This window comes from Metapseudomonas boanensis (genome assembly GCF_018704125.1).
GTDB lineage: Bacteria > Pseudomonadota > Gammaproteobacteria > Pseudomonadales > Pseudomonadaceae > Metapseudomonas > Metapseudomonas boanensis.
This window is the reverse complement of the sequence record NZ_JAGTIS010000009.1, coordinates 196594-217607: the sequence shown is the minus strand read 5'-3', so window position 1 is coordinate 217607 and position 21014 is coordinate 196594. Positions and strand designations below refer to the sequence as shown.

Below are 21014 nucleotides of genomic sequence, written 5' to 3'. Positions count from 1 at the left end.
CCTCGACGCGGCTCACCCGCGCCAGCAGGCCGCGCTCGCGCAGGGCGCTGGCGAACAGGGCGCCCGCCCGCATCGGGCCCACGGTATGCGAGCTGGAGGGGCCGATACCGATCTTGAACAGGTCGAAAACGCTGATAGCCACGGGACAACTCCGGTAGGGATCAATCTTGGCGACATGATCGGCATTTCACCGATCGAGGGACTCCCCACACCGACTTGCCCGTATCCAAATACGTCGTGACTCGGGGATTTGGCGGACTGAACCATGTGGGGGCGAATTCATTCGCCAAGGGCTACGAAGCGGCCCCCGGTGATGCCCAAAGGGCAGGCCTCCGGCCTGTTTAGCGAATGAATTCGCCCCACAAGAAGCGCCATCACGCCTCGCAGCGATTCCACCTTTTGCCTTGTATCGCCAGCGACAGATACGTTCTGTCTGCGACCGGGCCGGTAGCCAGGCGAAGCGTCTAGCACGCATCATTCCGGCGCCCGGAGGGCGGGGGCCTGCAGCAGTCCGACAGCCGCGCGAGACCGGACATAACAATAATCTCTGCCGGGGACTCCACATGTCTCGAATCATCACCGCGCTACTCGCCACCGCGCTGTGCAGCGCGCAGGCTGCTTACGCAGCCGACCCCGAAAGCTGCTCCACCGTGCGCTTCGCCGATGTCGGCTGGAGCGACATCACCGTCACGACAGCCATGACCCGCCATGTCCTGAGCGAGCTAGGCTACGTCACCAAGGTCAAGCGTCTGTCGGTACCGGACACCTACAAGGCGCTGAGCGAAGCCAAGATCGACGTGTTCCTCGGCAACTGGATGCCGAGCATGGAAAACGACATCCGGCCCTACCTGCAGAACGGCAGCGTGGAGAGCCTGGGCGCCAACCTCACCGGCGCCAAGTACACCTTGGCAGTGAACCAGGCGGCGTTCGACGGCGGACTCAAGCGCTTCGAGGACCTGGCGCGCTTCAAGGAACAGCTCGGCGGGCGAATCTACGGCATCGAACCTGGCAACGACGGCAACAAGCTGATCCATAAGATGATTGCCGGCAACGCCTTCGGCCTGAGTGGGTTCAAACTCGTGGAGTCCAGCGAAAACGGCATGCTGTCGCAGGTCAAACGCGCCGAGCACCTCAAGCAATGGGCCGTGTTCCTGGGCTGGGAACCGCACCCGATGAACAACCAATTGCAGATGCACTACCTGGCGGGTGGCGATGACTGGTTCGGCCCCGATTTCGGCGGCGCGACCGTCTATACCAATGTGCGCAAGAGCCTTACCAATGAGTGCCCGAACCTCGGAAGACTGCTGAAGAACCTTAAATTCAGTCTGGCCATGGAGAACCACCTGATGGGGGCCATACTTAATCAAAGCACCAATCGCCGGCGCGAAGCCAAGGCTTGGCTTAAAGCCAATCCCGACACACTCGCCGGCTGGCTGGACGGCGTGACCGCGCGTGACGGCAGTGCTGTGCCAACGACACTAATGCGCGCCAAAGCGCCGTGACACGGCGTATTCAGCGATTAGCCAACGGCATGTCGTCACGCAACATATGAAGGTCGCAAACCGACAATTGCCAAGACCTCAAGGCTTTATCGTTGAGTCACCCGATTTCGTCGCTGCCGGACCCCGTGGACCGGCAGACCGTGAGCCCTCCGCTCCGGACCGAAGAACACAAGCGGCAGCCTCCTCCCATCTGGAGGCACGCATAACAAGAAATTTCGGAAGTACGCGCACCTCCGGTCGAGGTGTTGAACGTCCCAAGGAATGGGTTTCGTAACACTGCCAGAGGGCTTTCGGTTCTCGAACATTGTTATCCACACAGGCAAGGCAGTCGGCATCACCAGGCTGGGCGTCCTTGAGCGTCTGCCCTGGTTTCGTGTAGCTGATCTGGATGTCTACTGAAGGGGAACTATCCCATGCAGTCTGGAAAGATCGTGGTTCAAAACCTCTACAAGGTTTTCGGGCAACAACCACAAGAAGCAATCGATTTACTCAAGCAGGGCTGGAGCAAGGAGAAGATCCTCGCCGAGAAGGGCGCCGTGATTGGCGTCAGTGACGTGTCGTTCAGCGTCAACGAAGGCGAGATCTTTGTGCTGATGGGCCTTTCGGGCTCTGGCAAATCCACGCTGATCCGATTGATCAATCGGCTCATCGAGCCCACCGCCGGTGACGTCTTCATTGACGGCCAGAACGTCGCCAAGCTACCCAAGTCGCAGCTGATCGACCTGCGTCGGCGTGACATGAGCATGGTTTTCCAGTCCTTTGCTCTGATGCCTTCGCGCACGGTCCTGGACAATGCCGCATTTGGCCTCGAAGTGGCGGGCAAGAGCCGCAAGGAGCGCGAACGGCGCGCCATGGAGGTACTGGAGCAGGTCGGTCTGGCCAGCTTCGCCCACAAGTATCCCCATGAGCTGTCGGGCGGTATGCAACAGCGCGTTGGCCTTGCCCGCGCCCTGGCGGTCGACCCCTCAATGATCATCATGGACGAGGCCTTCTCCGCCCTCGACCCCCTCAAGCGTCGCGAGATGCAGGATGTCCTGCTCGACCTGCAGAAAAAGCACAGCCGCACCATCATCTTCGTGTCCCACGACATTGAAGAGGCCATGCGCATCGGTTCGCGCATCGGCATCATGGAAGGCGGCAAGCTGATCCAGGTCGGCACACCGCAGGAAATCATCGAGAACCCGGCCAACGACTACGTTCGCAACTTCTTCAACACCGTGGACACCAGCCGTTACCTCACTGCCGGCCAACTCAAATCCGACAGCGTGCCGCTGTTCGTGCACAACGGCAGGGCGCCCGATGCACAGACCGTGTGCCAGAAGCTGCAGGCAATGGACAAGCACTACGCCTTCATCGTTGACGAGAAGAACAACTTCCGTGGCTCCATCAGCCTCGAGAAGATCGCCCTTCTGGTCGAAGGCGGGCGCACCCTGGATCTGGAGCACAGCTTGCTCAAGCACATCGATCCGGTACCGGAAGATCTGCCGCTGGATAGCGTGATCCAGCGCCTGGTGATCAATGAGGGGCCGATCCCAGTGGTCGACCAGAGTGGCCGCTACTGCGGCGCCATCAGCAAGGGCCGCCTGCTGAGCCGCCTGCGGGGAGAATGACGATGAGCGAAAAACTGGATCTGGGTAGCTGGGTAAACGACGTTGTCCAGCACCTGCTGGAAAACTACAGCGTCGCCTTCGAGAACATCGGGGCAGTCGTCAGCGGTTTCTCGGAGGTGATCGAGCGTTTCCTGATGTGGCCGCCGGCCTGGGTGCTGATCGCGGTATTCGTCGGCCTCGGTCTCTGGCGCATCGGCGTCAAATTCGCCCTCTTCACCGCTGCTTCTCTGGTGCTGATCGTACTCACCGGCTTCTGGGAACAGACCGTGGTCACCCTTGGCCTGACCTTCTCTTCAACCTTGATCAGCCTGCTCCTCGGCATACCGCTGGGTATCTGGGCCGCCAAGAGCGAGCGCGTGGCCGTCGTGATCCGTCCGATACTGGACTTCATGCAGACCATGCCCGCCTTCGTCTATCTGATCCCGGCGGCCATGCTCTTCGGCCTCGGCCGTGTGCCCGGCATCATCGCCACGGTGATCTTCGCCATGCCCCCAGCGGTGCGCCTGACCAGCCTCGGGATCCGACAGGTGAACAAGGAAATCGTCGAAGCCGGCCAATCCTTCGGCTGCACCAGCTGGCAGCTGCTATACAAGGTGCAGCTGCCCAATGCCATGCCATCGATCATGGCCGGGGTGAACCAGACCATCATGATGGCGCTGTCCATGGTGATCATCGCTTCGATGGTCGGTGCCGGCGGCCTGGGGAACGACGTGCTCGCCAGTATCCAGCGCCTGGACATCGGCCTGGGCTTCGAGAGCGGCATGGCCGTAGTACTGCTGGCGATCATCCTCGACCGCATCACCGAAAGCTTCGGTACTCGCCAAACCGCGACCCGGAGCAGCCCGTTCGGTTGGTTGAGCGCCCGTTTTCAGCGGCAGCAAGCGCACTAAGAACGCTTCACCTTTCAATGTCAGGGAGTTGCTAATGAAAATGATGAAGAAAGTCGCTGCAGTCGGCCTGCTCGCCTGCGCGATTGCCCAAGGCGCCTGGGCCCAGGAGCCGGAAAGCTGCAAACAGGTTCGCTTCGCGGAAATCGGCTGGGCCGACATTGCCGCCACCACCGGTGTCGCCATGGTGCTCACCGAAGGTCTCGGCTACACCCCGCGCAAGATCATGGCTTCGGTACCGATCGCTTTCACCGGCGTGAAGAACAAGCAGATCGACGTGTTCCTCGGCTACTGGGCACCCTCCATGGACGCGGTGATCGAGCCCTTCACCAAGGACAACGGCGTGAAGGTGCTGTCGACTCCGAACCTGGAAGGTGCCAAGTACACCCTGGCCGTGCCGACCTACGCAGCGGAAGCGGGCCTGAAGAGCTTCCAGGACATCGCCAAGTTCAAGGACCAGCTCGGCGCCAAGATCTACGGCATCGAACCGGGTAACGACGGCAACCTGCTGATTGACAAGATGATCAAAGGCAACCAGTTCGACCTGGGCGGCTTCCGGATGGTCGAGTCGAGCGAGGCAGGCATGCTGGTTCAGGTGCAGCGCGCAGTGAAGAAGAAGGAGCCGGTCGTGTTCCTCGGCTGGGCTCCACACCCGATGAACACCCAGTTCGACATCACTTACCTCGCCGGCGGTGATGACGTGTTCGGTCCGGACTACGGCGCCGCCAAGGTCTACACGGTGGTTCCGCCGGACTACGAGGCCCGCTGCGCCAACGTCGGCAAGCTGCTGAACAACCTGCAGTTCACCGTCGAGATCGAGAGCCAGCTGATGGAGAAGGTGCTAGAGAAGGAAGACCCGGTTACCGTCGCCAAGAGCTGGATCAAGGCCAACCCGGCCGCGCTGGACAAATGGCTCGCCGGCGTCACCACCTTCGACGGCCAGGACGGCGCTGCCGCCGTGAAGAAACACATCGGCCTGTAACACCCCCCAAGGGCCTCGCCAGCGGGGCCCTGATTCCTTGCTATTCGCTTGCCACGGCCTGCCCCCAGGCCGTGTCGGGCAACGTCGCGAACTCCGCCTGAGAACGGACGAGCGACCACGTAGTTGGCTGCCAATCCCACCTGATGGAGCAATACGTATGCGCAAGTTGAAATCCCTTTGTCTGAAAACCCTCGGCGTCGCCACCCTTGCCCTCGGCATGGGCATGGCCAGCGCCGCGGACAAACCGACCCTGAAGATCGGCTACGTCAACGGCTGGGACGACAGCGTCGCCGCCACCTATGTAGCGGGCGAGATCCTCAAGGAGAAACTCGGTTACGGCGTCGAACTCAAGCCTGTGGAACCAGCGATCATGTGGCAGGGCGTGGCCCGTGGCGACTTGGACGCCACCCTCTCCGCCTGGCTGCCGGCCACTCACGGCGAGTACTACGCCAAGCTGAAAGACAAAGTGGTCGTGCTGGGCTCCAACTACAAAGGCGCCAAGATCGGCCTGATCGTGCCGGACTACGTCCAGGCCAAATCCATCGAAGACCTGAACACCTACAGCAAGGACTTCGACGGCAAGATCACTGGTATCGACGCCGGTGCGGGCGTCATGCGCCGTACCGAAGACGCGATCAAGCAATACAACCTCGACATCAAGCTGATGCCAAGTTCAGGCCCGGCCATGGCCACCGCCCTGACCCGCGCCGAGAAAGCCCAGAAGCCTATCGTGGTGACTGGCTGGATTCCGCACTGGATGTTCGCCAAGTGGAAGCTGCGCTTCCTGGAAGACCCGAAAAAGGTCTATGGCGATGACGAGCACGTCGACACCGTGGTCAACCCGAGCCTGGAAACCAAAGCTGCCGATGCGACTGCCTTCCTGAAGAAGTTCTCCTGGAATGGTGAAGAAGTCGGTTCGGTGATGCTGGCCATCCGCGAAGGCGCCAAGCCGGAAGCGGCCGCCAGGGACTGGATCCGGAAGAACCCCGAGCGTGTCAAAGAGTGGCTGCAGTAAGCAACGTCCGGCAATAGCCTCGCCCCCATCGGCGCTCGTCGTCGATGGGGGCGAGTTGTTTGGGATGCACCCTACGGATCATGGCACGCCGGGTAGGGTGCACCTTGTGACCAGTCGTCACCCTGGGTCAACGGACCTCCCGCTGGGGCATGCCGCACACGTGCCATAGGGGCCAGCTTGCTGGGGAAAGGCGGTCTGCAGACTCCCTCGCAAGCAAGCTCACTCCTACAGGAAATGCAGCCTGCCCCAAGCCTTGAGGCAGACATAGAGATGGATGGGGCCTGTCGCCCAGCCACTGGTTTCAGACCTGCGCCAGCGCCTGCGCCAGGTCCGCGCGCAAGTCCTCCACGTCCTCCACCCCTACCGACAACCGCACCAGCGAGTCGCCGATGCCGATCTCGGCGCGTATCTCGGCCGGGATGCTGGCGTGGGTCATGATCGCCGGGTGCTCGATCAGGCTTTCCACGCCGCCCAGGCTTTCCGCCAGGGTGAAGATGCGCACCGCCTCCAGGAAACGCCTGGTCCCGGCGAGGTCGCTGCGCAGGTCCAGCGAGATCATCCCGCCGAAACCCTGCATCTGCCGCCGCGCCAGTACGTGCTGCGGGTGCGACTCCAGGCCAGGGTAGTAGACGCGCGCCACTTGCGGTTGGTGCTCCAGCCAGCGGGCAAGTTCCAGGGCGTTGCTGCAGTGGCGCTCCATGCGCAGGGCCAGGGTCTTCACGCCGCGCAAGGTGAGGAAGGCGTCGAAGGGGCCGGCGATGGCGCCCACCGCGTTCTGCAGAAAGCCCAGGCGTTCGCGCAGAAGTTCGCAACGGCTGTCACCAGAGACGATGGCGATGCCGCCGATCACGTCGGAGTGGCCGTTGAGATACTTGGTGGAGGAGTGCACGACGACATCGAAGCCCAGATCCAACGGACGCTGGATCCAGGGACTGGCGAAGGTGTTGTCTGCCACCAGGATGATGCCCCGGCCCCGGCAGAGCGCCACGATGGCGCTGAGGTCAGCCAGGCGCAGCAGCGGGTTGCTTGGTGTCTCTACCCAGAGCATGCAGGTGTCGTCCTGGATCGCCGCCCCAATTGCGGCGATATCGCTGAAGTCGACAAAGCTGAAGCGATGGCCCGCGCTGCGGCGACGCACACGTTCGAACAGGCGGAAGGTCCCGCCATACAAGTCATTGCTGGAGACGATGTGCGATCCGCTGTCGAGCAGCTCCAGCACCGTGGAAATGGCGGCCAGCCCAGAGGCGAAAGCAAAGGCCTGGGCGCCTCCTTCCAGATCTGCAACGCAACGCTCCAGGGCCCAGCGCGTGGGATTGTGCGAACGCCCGTAGTCGAGCCCCTTGTGCACCCCCGGACTCTGCTGGGCATAGGTGGAGTTGGCGTAAATCGGCGGCATGATGGCGCCGGTGGAGGGGTCGGGCACCTGCCCGGCGTGGATGACCCGTGTGGCGAAGGCCCGGGCCGGCTGATCGGCATGGCTGTCATGCTGGGTCATGCAAGGGTCCTCCGCAGGTGGTTGAGCAGGTCGGAGCGGGTGATCAGGCCATGGAAATCCGAAGCGTCGGCGATGATCGCCACCAGCCCGCGGTCGAGGACCGCCTCCAGCTCGGCCAGGCTGGCGCCCGGCTCCAGGGTCTCGAGCTTGGCAGTCATGGCGCTGCTGACGGTCGAGCGGAAGCGTGAAGCATCGGCATGTACGCTGAGCAGCAGGTCGGACTCGTCAATCACGCCAACCAGGTGCTCGCCGGACAACACCGGCAACTGCGAGACATCAGCCAGGCGCATGCGCTGGAACGCAGTAAGCAGGGTGTCGTCCGGCCCGACACTGACCACCCGTCCCTCTTCGAAACGCCGCGCGATGATGTCGCGCAGATCGCCATAGCGTTTGCGCGCCAGCAAGCCCTGGTCGGTCATCCATTGGTCGTTGTAGATCTTCGACAGGTAGCGGGTGCCGGTGTCGCACACGAAGCTGACCACCCGTTTCGGCGTCTTCTGTTCGCGGCAGTAACGCAGCGCCGCGGCCAACAAGGTCCCGGTCGAGGATCCGCCAAGGATGCCCTCGGCGCGCAGCAATTCCCGCGCATGGCCGAAGCTCTCCTCGTCACTGATCGAGTAGGCGCTGCGTACGCTGGACAGGTCGGCAATAGCGGGGATGAAATCCTCGCCTATGCCCTCTACCGCCCAGGAGCCGGGGGTCCCGAGCACGCCGCTGCGGCTGTACTCGGCAACGATCGAGCCGACCGGGTCAGCCAGGACCATTTCCAGGTCCGGTTGGACCCGGCGGAAATAGCGGGTCAGTCCGGTGAGGGTACCGGCCGAGCCGACGCCGACCACAATGGCGTCGACGTTCTGGCCGGTCTGCTGCCAGATCTCCGGACCGGTGGTGCATTCGTGGGCCAGCGGGTTGGCCGGGTTGTTGAATTGGTCGGCAAAGAAGGCGTCGGGAATCTCCGAGGCCAGATGCCGGGCTAGGTCCTGGTAGTACTCGGGGTGCCCCTTGCCGACGTCCGAGCGGGTGATGTGCACTTCGGCGCCCATGGCCTTCAGGTGCAGCACCTTCTCGGTGGACATCTTGTCCGGCACCACCAGCACCACCCGATAGCCCTTGGCCCGGCCCACCAGCGCCAAGCCCAAGCCTGTGTTGCCGGCAGTGGCCTCGACTATGGTGCCACCGGGGCGCAAGCGGCCGTCGCGCTCGGCGGTATTGATCATGGCAACGCCGATGCGGTCTTTGATGGAGCCGCCCGGGTTCTGCGATTCGAGCTTGAGGAACAGGGTGCAGGGGCCGGTATCGAAGCGCGTGGTTCGCACCAGCGGGGTATTGCCGATCAGGTCCAGTACAGCCGGGCGGGCATCATTGGCACTGTTCATGGCGTCACCTCCTTGCGCGACCGAATATCGGGCGAACGAAGCTCGCCCATCGTTGGAACATAGGTCGGGCAGGCGAGGCACGCCAGAAGTGGCGACGAAGGGGCGAACACCCGTCCTGCATGGCTACGGCCCGTTGGCGTGCCGATTACTTTCCGTGGACTGCCGGCGCTGGTGATTCTGCCCCTCCTGCAATAGGTCATGGGGAGCAGCAGAACGGAAAGCCCACTCAAGTCCTTTCGCCTGCACTCTGCCTTCTTCCCCACCATCGGCCTCGATGAAGGCGTGGTGCTTGGCCGCCTCGCAGAGTTCGCCTGTGCAAGCGGCATGAATGGCGAAGTCCGAAATCAACGCGGGAAACTTCCGATGCGTGAGCGGCTGGGCGGCGGGCTGCAAGTGGCGTGCTAGGTTCCGCGCTTTACTCGCACAAGGAACTTGCGCATGCCAAGCAACGATAGGGTTATCACCACCAACGCCAGGTTTACCAACACACTCACGCCGGAAGTGCTGGCGACTCTGAGTCAATCCCCCTTTACCGACGAGCAACTGGCCAGTTTCAGCAACGAGGCGCTGGCGATGGTCCAGGAGCACGAAGCGTATGCCAGACGCCATCCGGTCACGGCCATTTACCGGTTTGCGACGGAAGGCAGCCAGACGCGTCATGGCGGCATCATCCGCTAGGCGACCTCGCCACTGGCGATCACCCTCACAAACGGGCAAGTCGTCCGCGTGGCTCAAACCGGCGATGTCGTCGACTACCCGGACGGCAACCAGGCGAAGATCATCACCGGGGCGGGGCAGGAGGGGCGGTCAGGCGAGAGCAGCGTCGCGCTGGTGGGCAGCCGCCTGAGCAACGGCGATGAAATCATCGACACGCTGCAGGGCTGTGCGCTGATCGCGCAACGGGATGGCGTGCCGATGGCGGACGATTTCCTGGCTGACATGGAGTCAGCGTGATGGCCTATCGCGCGAATATTCACGGCAGAGGCCAGGGCGTCCACGGCGACAAGACCACGACCGGCGCGGTCTGCATCGGCAGTCTGCCGGAGGCGACCACTGCCGGACGCAGTGTCCTGCGGCTGGGCGACGTCACCACCCCCTGCCCGAAATGCGGCAAGGTCGGCAAAATCGCCGAGGGGGATGTACGGGCCAAGTTTCACGGATTGCCGGTGGCGGTGAATGGCATGTCGATCATCTGCGGCTGTCCGCCCGGCAGCAACCGCCTGATCGCACCGCTGGGCGAATGGCTCGGCGCCGGTGCGCCACCTTCGGGCCCAGCGGCGCGGAAGGTCGTCCAGCCCGCCGTACAGCAGGCCGCGCCCTCGCCCGCCCCTCGCCCGCTCCAAGTGCACCACCGTCCCCAGCGCATGTCGCACCCGTGCCGCCCACTCCGTCGCCAGCGTCCACCCCGGAAGCGCTGGAACGCTTGCGGCTGCCAACGCGGATTTTCCTCACGCAGCGCCCCATGGACGACTACGCCGCGCCGGACATGCGCCATGGCGACCTCAGTGAGGCCGAACTGAAAGACCGTTACCCCTGGGCGCGCACCCTGCGTTGGCGCAACCTCACCGACACGTTCGCGCAATCCAGGATGTGGCGCTGGGTCGACGCGTTGAAGCCCGACAAGCTGGGGCCGGCAGAGCAGCGGCAAGCCGATGCACGGGTGCTGTTCGAGCAATTCCATACGCTCTCCAAACCCTATGCCTGGGTCGGGCCGTACCGCGCCCTCATGGACCTGATGATCGACCATATGCAAGCCAACACGGGCCGGCCCTTTTGCCATTCGCTGCTCGATAGGGCGTTGGCTGAGCATGAGTCGATGGAGAGTTCAATGGAGGAGATCGGCAAGGCGCTCGCAAAGAACATCGATTGGGAGCATGGCTATTACCCGGCAGCCAAGGGGAAGTTGCTTACCAAGGCAGTACTAGGTTCGTACCTGCCCAAGTTCGACAACTGGCTGAACCGGGTCGATGGCCTGGGCATAGCCGTGCACGATACCGCCGCCACCGCGATCACCCTGCAATCGCTGGACATACAGGGAGATCGCTTCAGCGCCGAAGTGCATTACCGCATCCAGGACCATTTCGGCCTCGACGATACCGATATCGCACACCCCTTGTACGGCAACCTGCCGCTGTTCCAGATCTGGTACCTGCTGCAGCGCTGGGAGGGGTACGACTACCGGCCCTTCATCACCGAAATGAGCGCCACCAAGCACATCGAGGGCATGAGGAGCGAGTCATGATCAAGAAACTTGCGTTTGGGGGCGCGTTGGGGTTTCCACTGGCCGCTGCTGTGCTCTACGGGGCCTGGCGGCTATCCCAACCGGTCCAGATTGATGCAGTCCACCGCGACGGTAGTTATAGCAACGTGCTGGTCCGACACTTCCCGTTGACGGATCGCGGGCGGATCGACTGGTGGGAGCAAAACAAGGCATGGCTCAAGAATGGGTACGGTATCCCTGAGCCCGAAGCGGATGGCTCTTTTGTGGTCTTGTTCTGGGCCTGGGATGGCGTTTACCGGGTGGACAGGGGCATCGACCAGGACTCCGACCTGCGCTGCTTCGATGACCTGCCGCCGGGCCAAGCCAACTGCATCGTAAAAAGTGATATCCCTCTTGAGGTTTCGCGCTCAAGAGATGGGGGGCTCATTTTTTACATTGGCCGTGACAGGCGCAGTATCTACTCCCAAACCGAGGAAGGCGGCGAATTGAAGCGGCGCTGGGATATGGAGAGGGCGAGGGAGCGAGCCATGGAGTGGAGCAGGGAACAGAGCCGAGAACGATGGAAAGCACGGATGGAAGGCCGAGAACAGGAGTGGGAAGAAGAATCTAGACGCAAGTGGTTGGAGGAGGTGCGTTCTCAACAAGAGCAGCAACTGGCGCGCTGATGAGCCAAAGCGCATTGCGCCGCCAGCGCGGTCACCCTGCAATCGCTGGAGGTGCAGGGCGACCGCTTCCGCGCCGAAGTGCATTTCCACATCCAGGACCATTTCGGCCTTGACGATACCGATATCGCACACCCCTTGTACGGCAACCTGCCGCTGTTCCAGATCTGGTACCTGCTGCAGCGCTGGGATGGTTACGACTACCAGCCCTTCATCACCGAGATGAGCGCCACCAAGCGCATCGCGGGCACGAGAGGCGGGGACAAGATATGGATCGAGTCATGTCGGGCGGCGGAGCCGCCCGACCATCCTGCGAATCAGGTTCCACGAAATGACTCAACGCGCGTTGAGTTCCGACACCTGCGTATTCAGCGTCCAGAAGTCATAGAGCACGCCAATGAGGAAGAAGCCGCCGGTCAGCAGGTAGAGGATGCCGGTAACCCACTTGCCCTGGTACATGCGGTGCACCCCGAAGACGCCGAGGAAGGTCAGCAGTATCCAGGCGACGTTGTAGTCGTACCGGCCTGGGGTGAAGCGTAATGATGCCTCGCGGTCCATGGACGGGATCAGGAACAGGTCAATGATCCAGCCGATGAATAACAGGCCCAGGGTGAAAAACCAGATGGTCCCGGTCACGGGTCTGCCGTAGTAGAAACGGTGGGAGCCGAGGAATCCGAAAATCCACAACAGATAGCCGATGACCTTGCTGTGGGTGTCCTGACGTAAATCCATGCTGCCTCCTGCAGGCGTGTGATTGGGGATCGTGGTTTCCGAGGTTGGTGCAGGCCGCGCAGGCCCAAGTGCAGCGAAGCCCGGAAATTATCAAGTAGTCGGAACCGTTGGGTTGAGCCCGCGAAGCGGAACTCCGACCGGACTAACAGTCCGAGCACAGGATCGTTGGGCTTCGCTGCGCTCAGCGCCAACCTACGGGTTGGGTGCAATCGCGTCAGCGGAACCGGCGACCGGGATCCTCTTCACTGGTCTGCAACGACAGGCCATCGCTCATGTGGGTCAGGTGCTCGCCATCGGTCTCCGAACCCAGCTTGATCATCAGGCGCAGGTCGTTCGCCGAGTCGGCGTGGACCAGCGCGTCCTCGTAGGTGATCTCGCCCTGCGAGTAGAGATTGTAGAGCGCCTGATCGAACGTCTGCATGCCCTGCTCGGTGGATCGCTTCATCAATGGCTTGAGTTCGTGGACCTCGCCTTTGCGGATCAGGTCCGCGACCAGCGGGGTGTTGATCAGCACTTCGATCACCGCGCGGCGGCCCTTGCCATCCGGCGTCGCAATCAGCTGCTGGGCGACGATGGCCTTGAGGTTCAGCGACAGGTCCATCCAGACCTGCTGCTGACGGTCGGCAGGGAAGAAGTTGATGATCCGGTCGAGCGCCTGGTTGGCGTTGTTGGCATGCAGGGTGGCCAGGCACAGGTGGCCGGTTTCGGCGAAGGCGATGGCATGGTCCATCGTCTCGCGGGTTCGCACTTCGCCGATGAGGATCACGTCTGGCGCCTGGCGCAGTGTGTTCTTCAGGGCCACCTCGAACGATTCGGTATCGATTCCCACTTCGCGCTGGGTGACGATGCAGCTCTGATGCTGGTGGATGAACTCGATCGGGTCTTCGATGGAGATGATGTGGCCGCTGCTGTTCTTGTTGCGATGGCCGATCATCGCCGCCAGAGACGTGGACTTGCCGGTGCCGGTAGCGCCGACGAACAGCACCAGGCCGCGTTTGGTCATTGCCAGTTGCTTGAGGACCTCCGGCAGCTTCAGGTCATCGATGGTGGGAATGTTCGTCTCGATCCGGCGCAGCACCATGCCGACCAGATTGCGCTGATAGAAGGCGCTGACGCGGAAACGGCCAATGCCTCGGGCGCTGATGGCGAAGTTGCACTCGTGGTTCTGTGCGAACTCACGACGCTGTTGCTCGTTCATCACCGCCAGGACGGTTTCCCGCGTCATCTCCGGCGACATGGAATTCTTGGTCACTGGCAGGATCTTGCCGTTGACCTTCATAGAAGGCGGCACACCTGCCGTGATGAAGAGGTCCGATCCCCCTTTTTCAACCATCAGGCGCAGCAGTTTCTCGAATTCCATGGTGTTCTCGCTGTTGGTTCGCGGCTGGACTCAGAGCAGGTCACGGGTTAGAGACTTTCCGGACTCTTGGCCTTTTCCCGGGCGCTTTCACGGCTGACCAGCCCCTTGGCCACCAGGCCCTTGAGGCACATGTCGAGGGTTTGCATGCCGAGGGAGCCACCGGTCTGGATCGCCGAATACATCTGCGCGACCTTGTCCTCGCGGATCAGGTTACGGATGGCCGGCGTGCCGATCATGATTTCGTGGGCCGCCACACGGCCGCCGCCGATCTTCTTCAGCAGGGTCTGGGAGATCACCGCCTGCAGGGATTCGGACAACATGGAGCGAACCATGGACTTTTCTTCCGCCGGGAACACGTCGACCACCCGGTCGATGGTCTTCGCCGCGGAGGTGGTGTGCAGGGTGCCGAATACCAGGTGACCGGTTTCGGCCGCGGTCAGGGCCAGGCGGATGGTTTCCAGGTCCCGCATCTCGCCCACCAGGATGATGTCCGGGTCTTCACGCAGTGCCGAGCGCAGTGCCTCGTTGAAGCCGAGGGTGTCGCGATGGACCTCGCGCTGGTTGATCAGGCATTTCTTCGACTCGTGAACGAATTCGATCGGGTCCTCGACGGTGAGGATGTGGTGATACTTGGTGCTGTTGAGGTAGTCGAGCATGGCCGCCAGGGTGGTCGACTTGCCCGAACCCGTGGGCCCGGTGACCAGCACCAGGCCGCGCGGCACATCGGAAACCTTCTTGAAGATCTCGCCCATCCCCAGGTCTTCCATGGTCAGGACCTTGGACGGAATGGTCCGGAACACCGCGCCCGAACCACGGTTCTGGTTGAAGGCGTTGACCCGGAAGCGGGCAACGCCCGGCACTTCGAAGGAGAAGTCGGTCTCGAGGAACTCTTCGTAATCCTTGCGCTGCTTGTCATTCATGATGTCGTAGATCAGCGCGTGCACCTGCTTGTGATCGAGGGCGGGCAGGTTGATTCGACGCACGTCGCCATCCACGCGGATCATCGGCGGCAGGCCAGCGGAGAGGTGCAGGTCCGAAGCGCCCTGCTTGGCGCTGAAGGCAAGCAGCTCAGTAATGTCCATGGAAGTCCCCAATTCCAAGCAAGCGATAGGCAGTCCGTCGAAAAGCGGTACGCCAGGCCCACGCAGAGTTCAATCCAGGGCCCGTCCATGGCACCCAAACTGCATTTATTTCGGCTAGTCTCGCCTTGCCTGGCCGTGGCTCGCACCATTTTTCAACGGCCTGATAGAATGCCGCAGACCCTATTCAGGCCGGGCCGCAGAGCGCAGGTAATGTCCACGATAGCAGAGAATATTGCAAAGGTTCGCGCGCGCATCCGTGAGGCAGCGCAAGCCTCTGGGCGAGATTTCGCGAGCATCGGCCTATTGGCCGTCAGCAAGACCAAACCCGCCGACGCCATCCGCGAGGCCTATGCCAGCGGGGTGACCGACTTCGGTGAAAACTACCTGCAAGAGGCTCTCACCAAGCAGATCGAACTCGCCGACCTGCCGCTGAGCTGGCACTTCATCGGCCCCATCCAGTCGAACAAGACCAAACTCATCGCCGAGCATTTCCACTGGGTGCATTCGGTCGACCGCCTGAAGATCGCCGAGCGGCTGTCCGCCCAGCGTCCGACCGGCCTGCCGCCACTGAACGTCTGCCTGCAGGTGAACGTCAGCGGCGAGGCCAGCAAGTCCGGTTGCGCCCCCGAGGAACTCCCGGCCCTGGCCGCCGCGGTCGGCAATCTGCCCAACTTGCAGCTGCGCGGCCTGATGGCCATTCCCGAACCGACTGACGATCTAGCAGCGCAGCATGCCGCCTTTGCGCAGTTGCGCCAGTTGCTGCAATCCCTCGACCCGGCCCTGGACACCCTGTCCATGGGCATGAGCCATGATCTCGAAGCGGCCATCGCCGAAGGCGCCACCTGGGTGCGCATCGGCACGGCCCTGTTCGGCGCCCGTGACTACGGGCAGCCCCCGCAATGATAAGGAAGGATTTATGAGCACTCCCCGAATCGCATTCATCGGCGCCGGCAACATGGCCGCCAGCCTGATCGGCGGCCTGCGCGCCCAGGGTGTCGCCGCCGACGACATCCGCGCCAGCGACCCGGGCGCCGAGCAACGCGCGAAGATCGCTGCCGAACATGGCATCCAGATGTTCGAAAACAACGCCGAAGCCGTGCTGGGCGCGGATGTCGTCGTCCTGGCGACCAAACCGCAGGTCATGAAGAGCGTCTGCCAGGCCTTGGCGCCAAGCCTGCGTGAAGGCCAGCTGGTGGTGTCCATCGCCGCCGGCATCACCTGCGCCAGCCTTGCCGCCTGGCTGGGCGCTCGCCCCATCGTGCGCTGCATGCCCAACACCCCGGCGCTGCTGCGCGAGGGCGTCAGCGGTCTGTTCGCCAATGCTGAAGTCACTGCCGCACAGCGCCAGCAGGCCGAGCAGCTACTGTCGGCCGTCGGCATCGCCCTGTGGCTGGATGAGGAAAAGCTGATTGACGCTGTCACCGCGGTTTCTGGCAGCGGCCCGGCTTACTTCTTCCTGCTGATGGAGGCCATGACCGCCGCCGGAGAAAAGCTCGGCCTGCCGCGCGCCACTGCCGAACAGCTGACCCTGCAGACCGCCCTTGGTGCCGCGCGCATGGCCGTGGCCAGTGATGTGGACGCCGCAGAACTGCGCCGACGGGTGACCTCGCCTAACGGAACCACCGAAGCCGCGATCAAGACCTTCCAGGCCGGCGGCCTCGAGGCCCTGGTGCAACAGGCGCTGACTGCTGCCGACCGACGCTCGGCCGAGCTGGCCGAACAACTGGGCCAATAAGGAGCTTTCGATGACCGGACTCAATACCGCTGCCATCTACGTGATCCAGACCCTGGGCAGCCTCTACCTGCTGATCGTCCTGCTGCGTTTCATCCTGCAACTGGTGCGCGCCGACTTCTACAACCCACTGAGCCAGTTCGTGGTCCGCGCCACCAAGCCGCTGCTCAACCCGCTGCGCAAGATCATTCCTGGCTTGGGCGGGCTCGACCTGGCCTCCCTGGTCCTGGCGATCCTGGTACAGCTGCTGCTGATGATCATCACCCTCACCCTGATGGGCTACGGAGTCGGCGGTTATCTGCTGCAACTGCTGATCTGGTCGATCATTGGTATCACCTCGTTGTTCCTCAAGGTGTTCTTCTTCGCCCTGATCGTCAGCGTGATCCTGTCGTGGGTCGCTCCAGGCAGCTACAACCCTGGCGCCCAACTGGTGAACCAGATCTGCGAGCCGATGCTGATGCCCTTCCGGCGCTTTCTGCCCAACCTGGGCGGCCTGGATATTTCGCCGATCTTCGCCTTTATCGCACTGAAGCTGCTGGACATGCTGGTGATCGGCAACCTCGCCGCCATGACCGGCATGCCGCAGATCCTCAGCCCCTTCCTCTGATCCTCATGAGCTGGTTCCGCTGGGCAGGCGAGGATCTGATCCTCAACTGCCACCTGCAGCCCAAGGCGAGTCGTGACGAGTTCGCCGGGCTGCACGGTGACCGCCTGAAAATCCGCCTCACCGCACCGCCCGTGGAAGGCAAGGCCAACGCCCACCTGATGGCGTTCCTGGCCGCTGCCTTCGGCGTCGCCAAGAGCCAGATCCAACTGGAAAGCGGCGAACTCAACCGGCAGAAGCGTGTGCGCATCATGCGTCCGCAGAAGCTCCCCGACCTGCCGGGCCTGACCGCTCGGCAGTCCTGACCGACCTTAAGGCGGGTGCCCGTCGCCCAGTGATTGACGAGCGGTCCGCGCAGGAGATAATCGACTGCATTACCAGCTGGCACTGTGCCCTGATATAGGCCCGGGAAGAGCCCAGGAAGGGAAAGTGCGACCCGCCAGCGCTATCGGTGAAGGGTTATAAGGTCTTTCCTTTTTCGCGCGCAGGATGCGCTATCGCGAGGAGTGCCTGAATGAGCATGGAACGACTCAGCCAGCAGATCGATGCATACGTTGCCTGGAAGCGTGAGCTCCTGCGCGAGATCACCCGCTATCAGGGCTGGCTTGAGCACAACCGACTCGATTCCGATAGCTTGTCCACCAAGCTCGAGCGCGCCCTGCGCCTGCTACAGACCGATCACATCACCCTGGCGTTCGTCGGCGAGTTTTCCCGCGGCAAGACTGAACTGATCAATAGCCTGTTCTTCTCCGGGTTCGGCCAGCGCATGCTGCCCTCCCAGGCCGGGCGCACCACGATGTGCCCCACCGAACTGTTCTATGACCCACGCTCGGAACGTTCCTATCTGCGCCTGCTGCCCATCGAATCGCGTACCACCTCGGCAAGCATGGCCCAGTTCAAGCGTTCCCCGCGACATTGGGTGAACATCCCGCTGGACCCAAGCGACGCAGCCGGCATGGCCCAGGCGTTCACGCAGATCGCGCGGACCAAGCCAATGCCGGTGGAACAAGCGATCCAGCTCGGCTTCCACCCGGACATGCTCGAGGCCACCGGCAATCCGGGTGAAGTGCTGGTGCCGGCCTGGCGCCATGCCCTGGTCAACTTCGACCACCCACTGTTACGCAAAGGCCTGCGCATCCTCGACACGCCTGGCCTCAATGCACTCGGTAGCGAGCCTGAGCTGACCTTGTCGATGTTGCCCAACGCCCAGGCGATCATCTTCCTCCTGTCGGCCGACAGCGGCGTAACGGCCAGCGACCTGGAAGTCTGGCAACAGCACATCCGCCAGCTGGACGACGACGCCCAACCTCATCTGTATGCGGTGCTGAACAAGATCGATGTGCTCTGGGATGACCTGGCCGGCGAGGTGTTCATGCGCAATTCCATTCGCCGGGTGCAGGAGGCCACAGCCCGCCAGCTCGGCATCCGCCGCGAGGACGTCCTGCCCCTTTCGGCCAAGCAGGCTCTGCTGGCGAAGGTGCGCGACGACCGTGAACTGCTGGCACGCAGCCAGATCACCGCCCTGGAAGAACTCCTCTGCGAGCGCGTCATCACGCAGAAGGAGCATCTGATCGAAGAAAAAATCGTGAATCAGGTGATCGCGTTGCTGCAGAACAGTCAGCACATTCTCAACCTGAGGCTGGAAAAAGTCCGCGATCAGCAAGGCCTGCTCGACAGCCACCAGCAGGACAATGGCCAGCTGCTCTTCGAACTCACTGCCCGAACCAAGGAGGATCACGCCCAGCACCATCGCCGGCTGCTTGGCCTGAAGGCCAACCAGCGTTTGCTCAAGCACCAGGGTGACATGCTCCGGGCTGCGGTACCCAGTGATCGCCTGGAGGGGCATCTGGCAAGGCTTCGCCAGGAGCTGCATGGCTGCTGGACCACGTTGGGCATCAACCAGGGCATCGTGCACTTCTTCCGCGCGGTGGAGCTCGATCTGCGCAGCTTGGAGCAGGAAGCGGATATAGCCAACAAGATGGTCTCGGCCATCTATGTCCGGCACAACGATGAGAACCCGTTGCATCCCGTCGAAGCGCCGCAGTTCAATGTCCAACGCTATTTGCGCGAGCTCGAGCAGCTGCGTGAAAAGGCTGATCAGTTCCGGCTTCATCCCATGACGCTGATGACCGAGCAGCGGCAGCTCAGCCAGCGCTTCTTCGACACGCTTGGGCAAGAAGTGGTGGGCATGCATCACCGGTTGCGCCTGGAGGTCGCCCAGTGGGCGAATGACGCGCTGATGCCGCTGATGCAGCGCACCCTCGAACAGAAGCAACTGCTGGAGACCCACATGCTGCGGCTCAAGGCACTGGCCCAGGAAACCCAGCTGAACCGCCGGCGCGGCCTGGACATGGCGCGCTACGCCGAAGAACTGGAGGAGCAGTTGGCCGAAGCCAACGACATGTTGCGCGCCCTTCGTCGTCCCTCGCCGTTCCAGCGCCAGGCGAAGGTCATCAACCTGCCACTGGCGCACCGTCGACTGGGTGGGGGCGAGTCCGCCTGACGCCCACCAGAGCCTGAAGTTTCAACGCCTTAGCCGCTCTCCCCCGCGCTTGCCGCGGGGGTCGGCGCTCTTTAGACTGGCGCCCTTCCCAGATTGAGAGCAGGGTCGCGATGCCCACCGCCATTCCCGAAGATTCCGTCGGCCTGGTCAGTCCCCGCGCGCAGTCGTTCAGCGAACCGCTGTCGCTGGCCTGTGGCCGCAGCCTGGCCAACTACGAGCTGGTCTACGAGACCTACGGCGAACTCAACAAAACCCGCAGCAATGCGGTGCTGATCTGCCATGCCCTGTCCGGGCACCACCACGCCGCCGGTTACCACAGCATGGACGACCGCAAGCCAGGCTGGTGGGACAGTTGCATTGGGCCGGGCAAGGCCATCGATACCCGCAAGTTCTTCGTCGTCAGCCTGAACAACCTTGGCGGCTGCAACGGCTCAACCGGCCCGTCCAGCATCAACCCGGCTACTGGCACTCCCTTCGGCGCGGATTTCCCGGTCATGACAGTCGAAGACTGGGTGAACAGTCAGGCACGGCTGGCCGATACGCTCGGTATCAGCCAATGGGCGGCGGTGGTCGGCGGCAGCCTCGGCGGCATGCAGGCGATGCAGTGGACCATCAGTTATCCGGAGCGCGTGCGCCACTGCCTGGCAATCGCCTCGGCACCCAAGCTGTCGGCGCAGAACATCGCCTTCAACGAAGTCGCGCGCCAGGCCATTCTTACCGACCCGGAGTTCCATGGCGGGCACTTCCAGGAACACGGCGTGATTCCCAAGCGCGGCCTGATGCTGGCGCGCATGGTCGGCCACATCACCTACCTCTCGGATGACGCCATGGGTGAGAAATTCGGCCGCGGCCTGAAGAGCGAGAAGCTCAACTACGACTTCCACAGCGTGGAATTCCAGGTGGAAAGCTACCTGCGCTACCAAGGCGAGGAATTCTCCGGACGTTTCGACGCCAACACCTACCTGCTGATGACCAAGGCCCTGGACTACTTCGATCCCGCCGCGGCCTACGATGGCGATCTGGCGCGCACCCTGGAGGTGGCCAAGGCCGACTTCTGCGTCATGTCGTTCACCACCGACTGGCGCTTCTCCCCAGCGCGTTCCCGGGAGATCGTCGACGCCCTGATGGCGGCGCGCAAGAACGTCTGCTACCTGGAGATCGACGCGCCGCAAGGCCACGATGCCTTCCTCATGCCTATCCCGCGCTATCTGCAGGCCTTCAGCAGCTACATGAACAGGATTGCGGTGTAAC

The 21014-nt window shown here is 62.6% G+C and carries 23 protein-coding genes and 1 pseudogene; 18 read left to right on the top strand and 6 right to left on the bottom strand.

The window, feature by feature from the left end:
* Positions 1 to 142 (bottom strand): serine dehydratase beta chain (locus J7302_RS17430; protein WP_285899577.1); only part of this gene is annotated, 142 nt, incomplete at its 3' end.
* A gap of 421 nt (positions 143 to 563) precedes the next feature.
* On the opposite strand from J7302_RS17430, the gene choX reads away from it, so the two are divergent.
* The 5 genes from choX (at position 564) to J7302_RS17405 (ending at position 5996) form a co-directional block, all read left to right on the top strand.
* Entirely contained in the window at positions 564 to 1502 is a 939-nt protein-coding gene (gene choX, locus J7302_RS17425; protein WP_215377522.1) for a choline ABC transporter substrate-binding protein, read from the top strand.
* 413 nt (positions 1503 to 1915) lie between these two features.
* On the top strand, positions 1916 to 3112 hold the full coding sequence (locus J7302_RS17420) for a quaternary amine ABC transporter ATP-binding protein (protein ID WP_215377520.1): 1197 nt from the start codon (positions 1916 to 1918) through the stop codon (positions 3110 to 3112).
* Between the two features lie 2 nt (positions 3113 to 3114).
* Positions 3115 to 4002 (top strand): ABC transporter permease, encoded by an 888-nt coding sequence (locus J7302_RS17415; RefSeq protein WP_215377517.1) that lies wholly within the window; start codon positions 3115 to 3117, stop codon positions 4000 to 4002.
* Between the two features lie 34 nt (positions 4003 to 4036).
* Positions 4037 to 4981: a choline ABC transporter substrate-binding protein gene (locus J7302_RS17410; RefSeq protein WP_215377515.1), complete on the top strand. Its 945-nt coding sequence runs from the start codon at positions 4037 to 4039 to the stop codon at positions 4979 to 4981.
* A 157-nt stretch (positions 4982 to 5138) separates the two neighbouring features.
* The gene (locus tag J7302_RS17405; protein ID WP_215377513.1) at positions 5139 to 5996 is read left to right on the top strand and encodes a glycine betaine ABC transporter substrate-binding protein; all 858 of its coding nucleotides are present in this window, start codon (positions 5139 to 5141) and stop codon (positions 5994 to 5996) included.
* A gap of 301 nt (positions 5997 to 6297) precedes the next feature.
* Here the strand turns inward: J7302_RS17405 and J7302_RS17400 are convergent, their stop codons facing one another.
* Positions 6298 to 7491: a trans-sulfuration enzyme family protein gene (locus J7302_RS17400; RefSeq protein ID WP_215377511.1), complete on the bottom strand. Its 1194-nt coding sequence runs from the start codon at positions 7489 to 7491 to the stop codon at positions 6298 to 6300.
* Positions 7488 to 8867 carry a pyridoxal-phosphate dependent enzyme gene (locus tag J7302_RS17395; protein WP_215377509.1) on the bottom strand — a complete coding sequence of 460 codons (1380 nt, stop codon included), beginning with the start codon at positions 8865 to 8867 and terminating at the stop codon, positions 7488 to 7490. The genes J7302_RS17400 and J7302_RS17395 overlap by 4 nt, the downstream gene beginning before the upstream one ends.
* 198 nt (positions 8868 to 9065) lie before the next feature.
* Here J7302_RS17395 and J7302_RS17390 point away from each other — a divergent pair, with 198 nt between their 5' ends.
* The 7 genes and pseudogenes from J7302_RS17390 to J7302_RS26985 all read left to right on the top strand — a co-directional run.
* Positions 9066 to 9272: a hypothetical protein gene (locus tag J7302_RS17390; protein WP_215377507.1), complete on the top strand. Its 207-nt coding sequence runs from the start codon at positions 9066 to 9068 to the stop codon at positions 9270 to 9272.
* A gap of 33 nt (positions 9273 to 9305) precedes the next feature.
* Positions 9306 to 9545 (top strand): hypothetical protein, encoded by a 240-nt coding sequence (locus J7302_RS26590; protein ID WP_251702119.1) that lies wholly within the window; start codon positions 9306 to 9308, stop codon positions 9543 to 9545.
* A 48-nt stretch (positions 9546 to 9593) separates the two neighbouring features.
* Complete coding sequence (locus tag J7302_RS26585; protein ID WP_251702118.1) at positions 9594 to 9821, top strand: hypothetical protein; 228 nt, start codon at positions 9594 to 9596, stop codon at positions 9819 to 9821.
* The gene (locus J7302_RS26990; protein ID WP_349814459.1) at positions 9821 to 10387 is read left to right on the top strand and encodes a PAAR domain-containing protein; all 567 of its coding nucleotides are present in this window, start codon (positions 9821 to 9823) and stop codon (positions 10385 to 10387) included. Before J7302_RS26585 ends, J7302_RS26990 begins: the two co-directional genes overlap by 1 nt.
* Positions 10291 to 11109, top strand: a complete 819-nt coding sequence (locus J7302_RS17375) for a DUF3289 family protein (protein WP_349814458.1) — start codon at positions 10291 to 10293, stop codon at positions 11107 to 11109. Before J7302_RS26990 ends, J7302_RS17375 begins: the two co-directional genes overlap by 97 nt.
* Positions 11106 to 11753, top strand: coding sequence for a DUF943 family protein (locus J7302_RS17370; RefSeq protein WP_215377500.1), 648 nt, complete (start codon positions 11106 to 11108; stop codon positions 11751 to 11753). Before J7302_RS17375 ends, J7302_RS17370 begins: the two co-directional genes overlap by 4 nt.
* Before the next feature lie 33 nt (positions 11754 to 11786).
* A pseudogene (locus tag J7302_RS26985) lies at positions 11787 to 11987 on the top strand (DUF3289 family protein); the annotation flags it as partial.
* 99 nt (positions 11988 to 12086) lie between these two features.
* On the opposite strand, the gene J7302_RS17365 reads toward J7302_RS26985, so the two are convergent.
* The 3 genes from J7302_RS17365 to pilT form a co-directional block, all read right to left on the bottom strand.
* Positions 12087 to 12482: an NINE protein gene (locus J7302_RS17365; protein ID WP_215377498.1), complete on the bottom strand. Its 396-nt coding sequence runs from the start codon at positions 12480 to 12482 to the stop codon at positions 12087 to 12089.
* 214 nt (positions 12483 to 12696) lie between these two features.
* Complete coding sequence (locus tag J7302_RS17360) at positions 12697 to 13842, bottom strand: PilT/PilU family type 4a pilus ATPase (RefSeq protein ID WP_215377495.1); 1146 nt, start codon at positions 13840 to 13842, stop codon at positions 12697 to 12699.
* Positions 13843 to 13889: 47 nt separating this feature from the next.
* Positions 13890 to 14924, bottom strand: coding sequence for a type IV pilus twitching motility protein PilT (gene pilT / locus J7302_RS17355; RefSeq protein WP_215377493.1), 1035 nt, complete (start codon positions 14922 to 14924; stop codon positions 13890 to 13892).
* Between the two features lie 210 nt (positions 14925 to 15134).
* Between pilT and J7302_RS17350 the strand changes: the two genes are divergently transcribed.
* The 6 genes from J7302_RS17350 to metX all read left to right on the top strand — a co-directional run bounded on the left by J7302_RS17350 (position 15135) and on the right by metX (position 21013).
* Complete coding sequence (locus tag J7302_RS17350) at positions 15135 to 15827, top strand: YggS family pyridoxal phosphate-dependent enzyme (protein ID WP_215377491.1); 693 nt, start codon at positions 15135 to 15137, stop codon at positions 15825 to 15827.
* A 13-nt stretch (positions 15828 to 15840) separates the two neighbouring features.
* Positions 15841 to 16659, top strand: coding sequence for a pyrroline-5-carboxylate reductase (proC, locus tag J7302_RS17345; RefSeq protein WP_215377489.1), 819 nt, complete (start codon positions 15841 to 15843; stop codon positions 16657 to 16659).
* Between the two features lie 10 nt (positions 16660 to 16669).
* Positions 16670 to 17263, top strand: a complete 594-nt coding sequence (locus tag J7302_RS17340; protein WP_215377487.1) for a YggT family protein — start codon at positions 16670 to 16672, stop codon at positions 17261 to 17263.
* A gap of 5 nt (positions 17264 to 17268) precedes the next feature.
* On the top strand, positions 17269 to 17565 hold the full coding sequence (locus J7302_RS17335; protein ID WP_215377485.1) for a DUF167 domain-containing protein: 297 nt from the start codon (positions 17269 to 17271) through the stop codon (positions 17563 to 17565).
* A gap of 209 nt (positions 17566 to 17774) precedes the next feature.
* Positions 17775 to 19763, top strand: a complete 1989-nt coding sequence (locus tag J7302_RS17330; RefSeq protein ID WP_215377483.1) for a dynamin family protein — start codon at positions 17775 to 17777, stop codon at positions 19761 to 19763.
* A 110-nt stretch (positions 19764 to 19873) separates the two neighbouring features.
* The gene (metX, locus tag J7302_RS17325) at positions 19874 to 21013 is read left to right on the top strand and encodes a homoserine O-succinyltransferase MetX (RefSeq protein ID WP_215377480.1); all 1140 of its coding nucleotides are present in this window, start codon (positions 19874 to 19876) and stop codon (positions 21011 to 21013) included.
* The last annotated feature ends 1 nt before the right edge of the window (position 21014 follow it).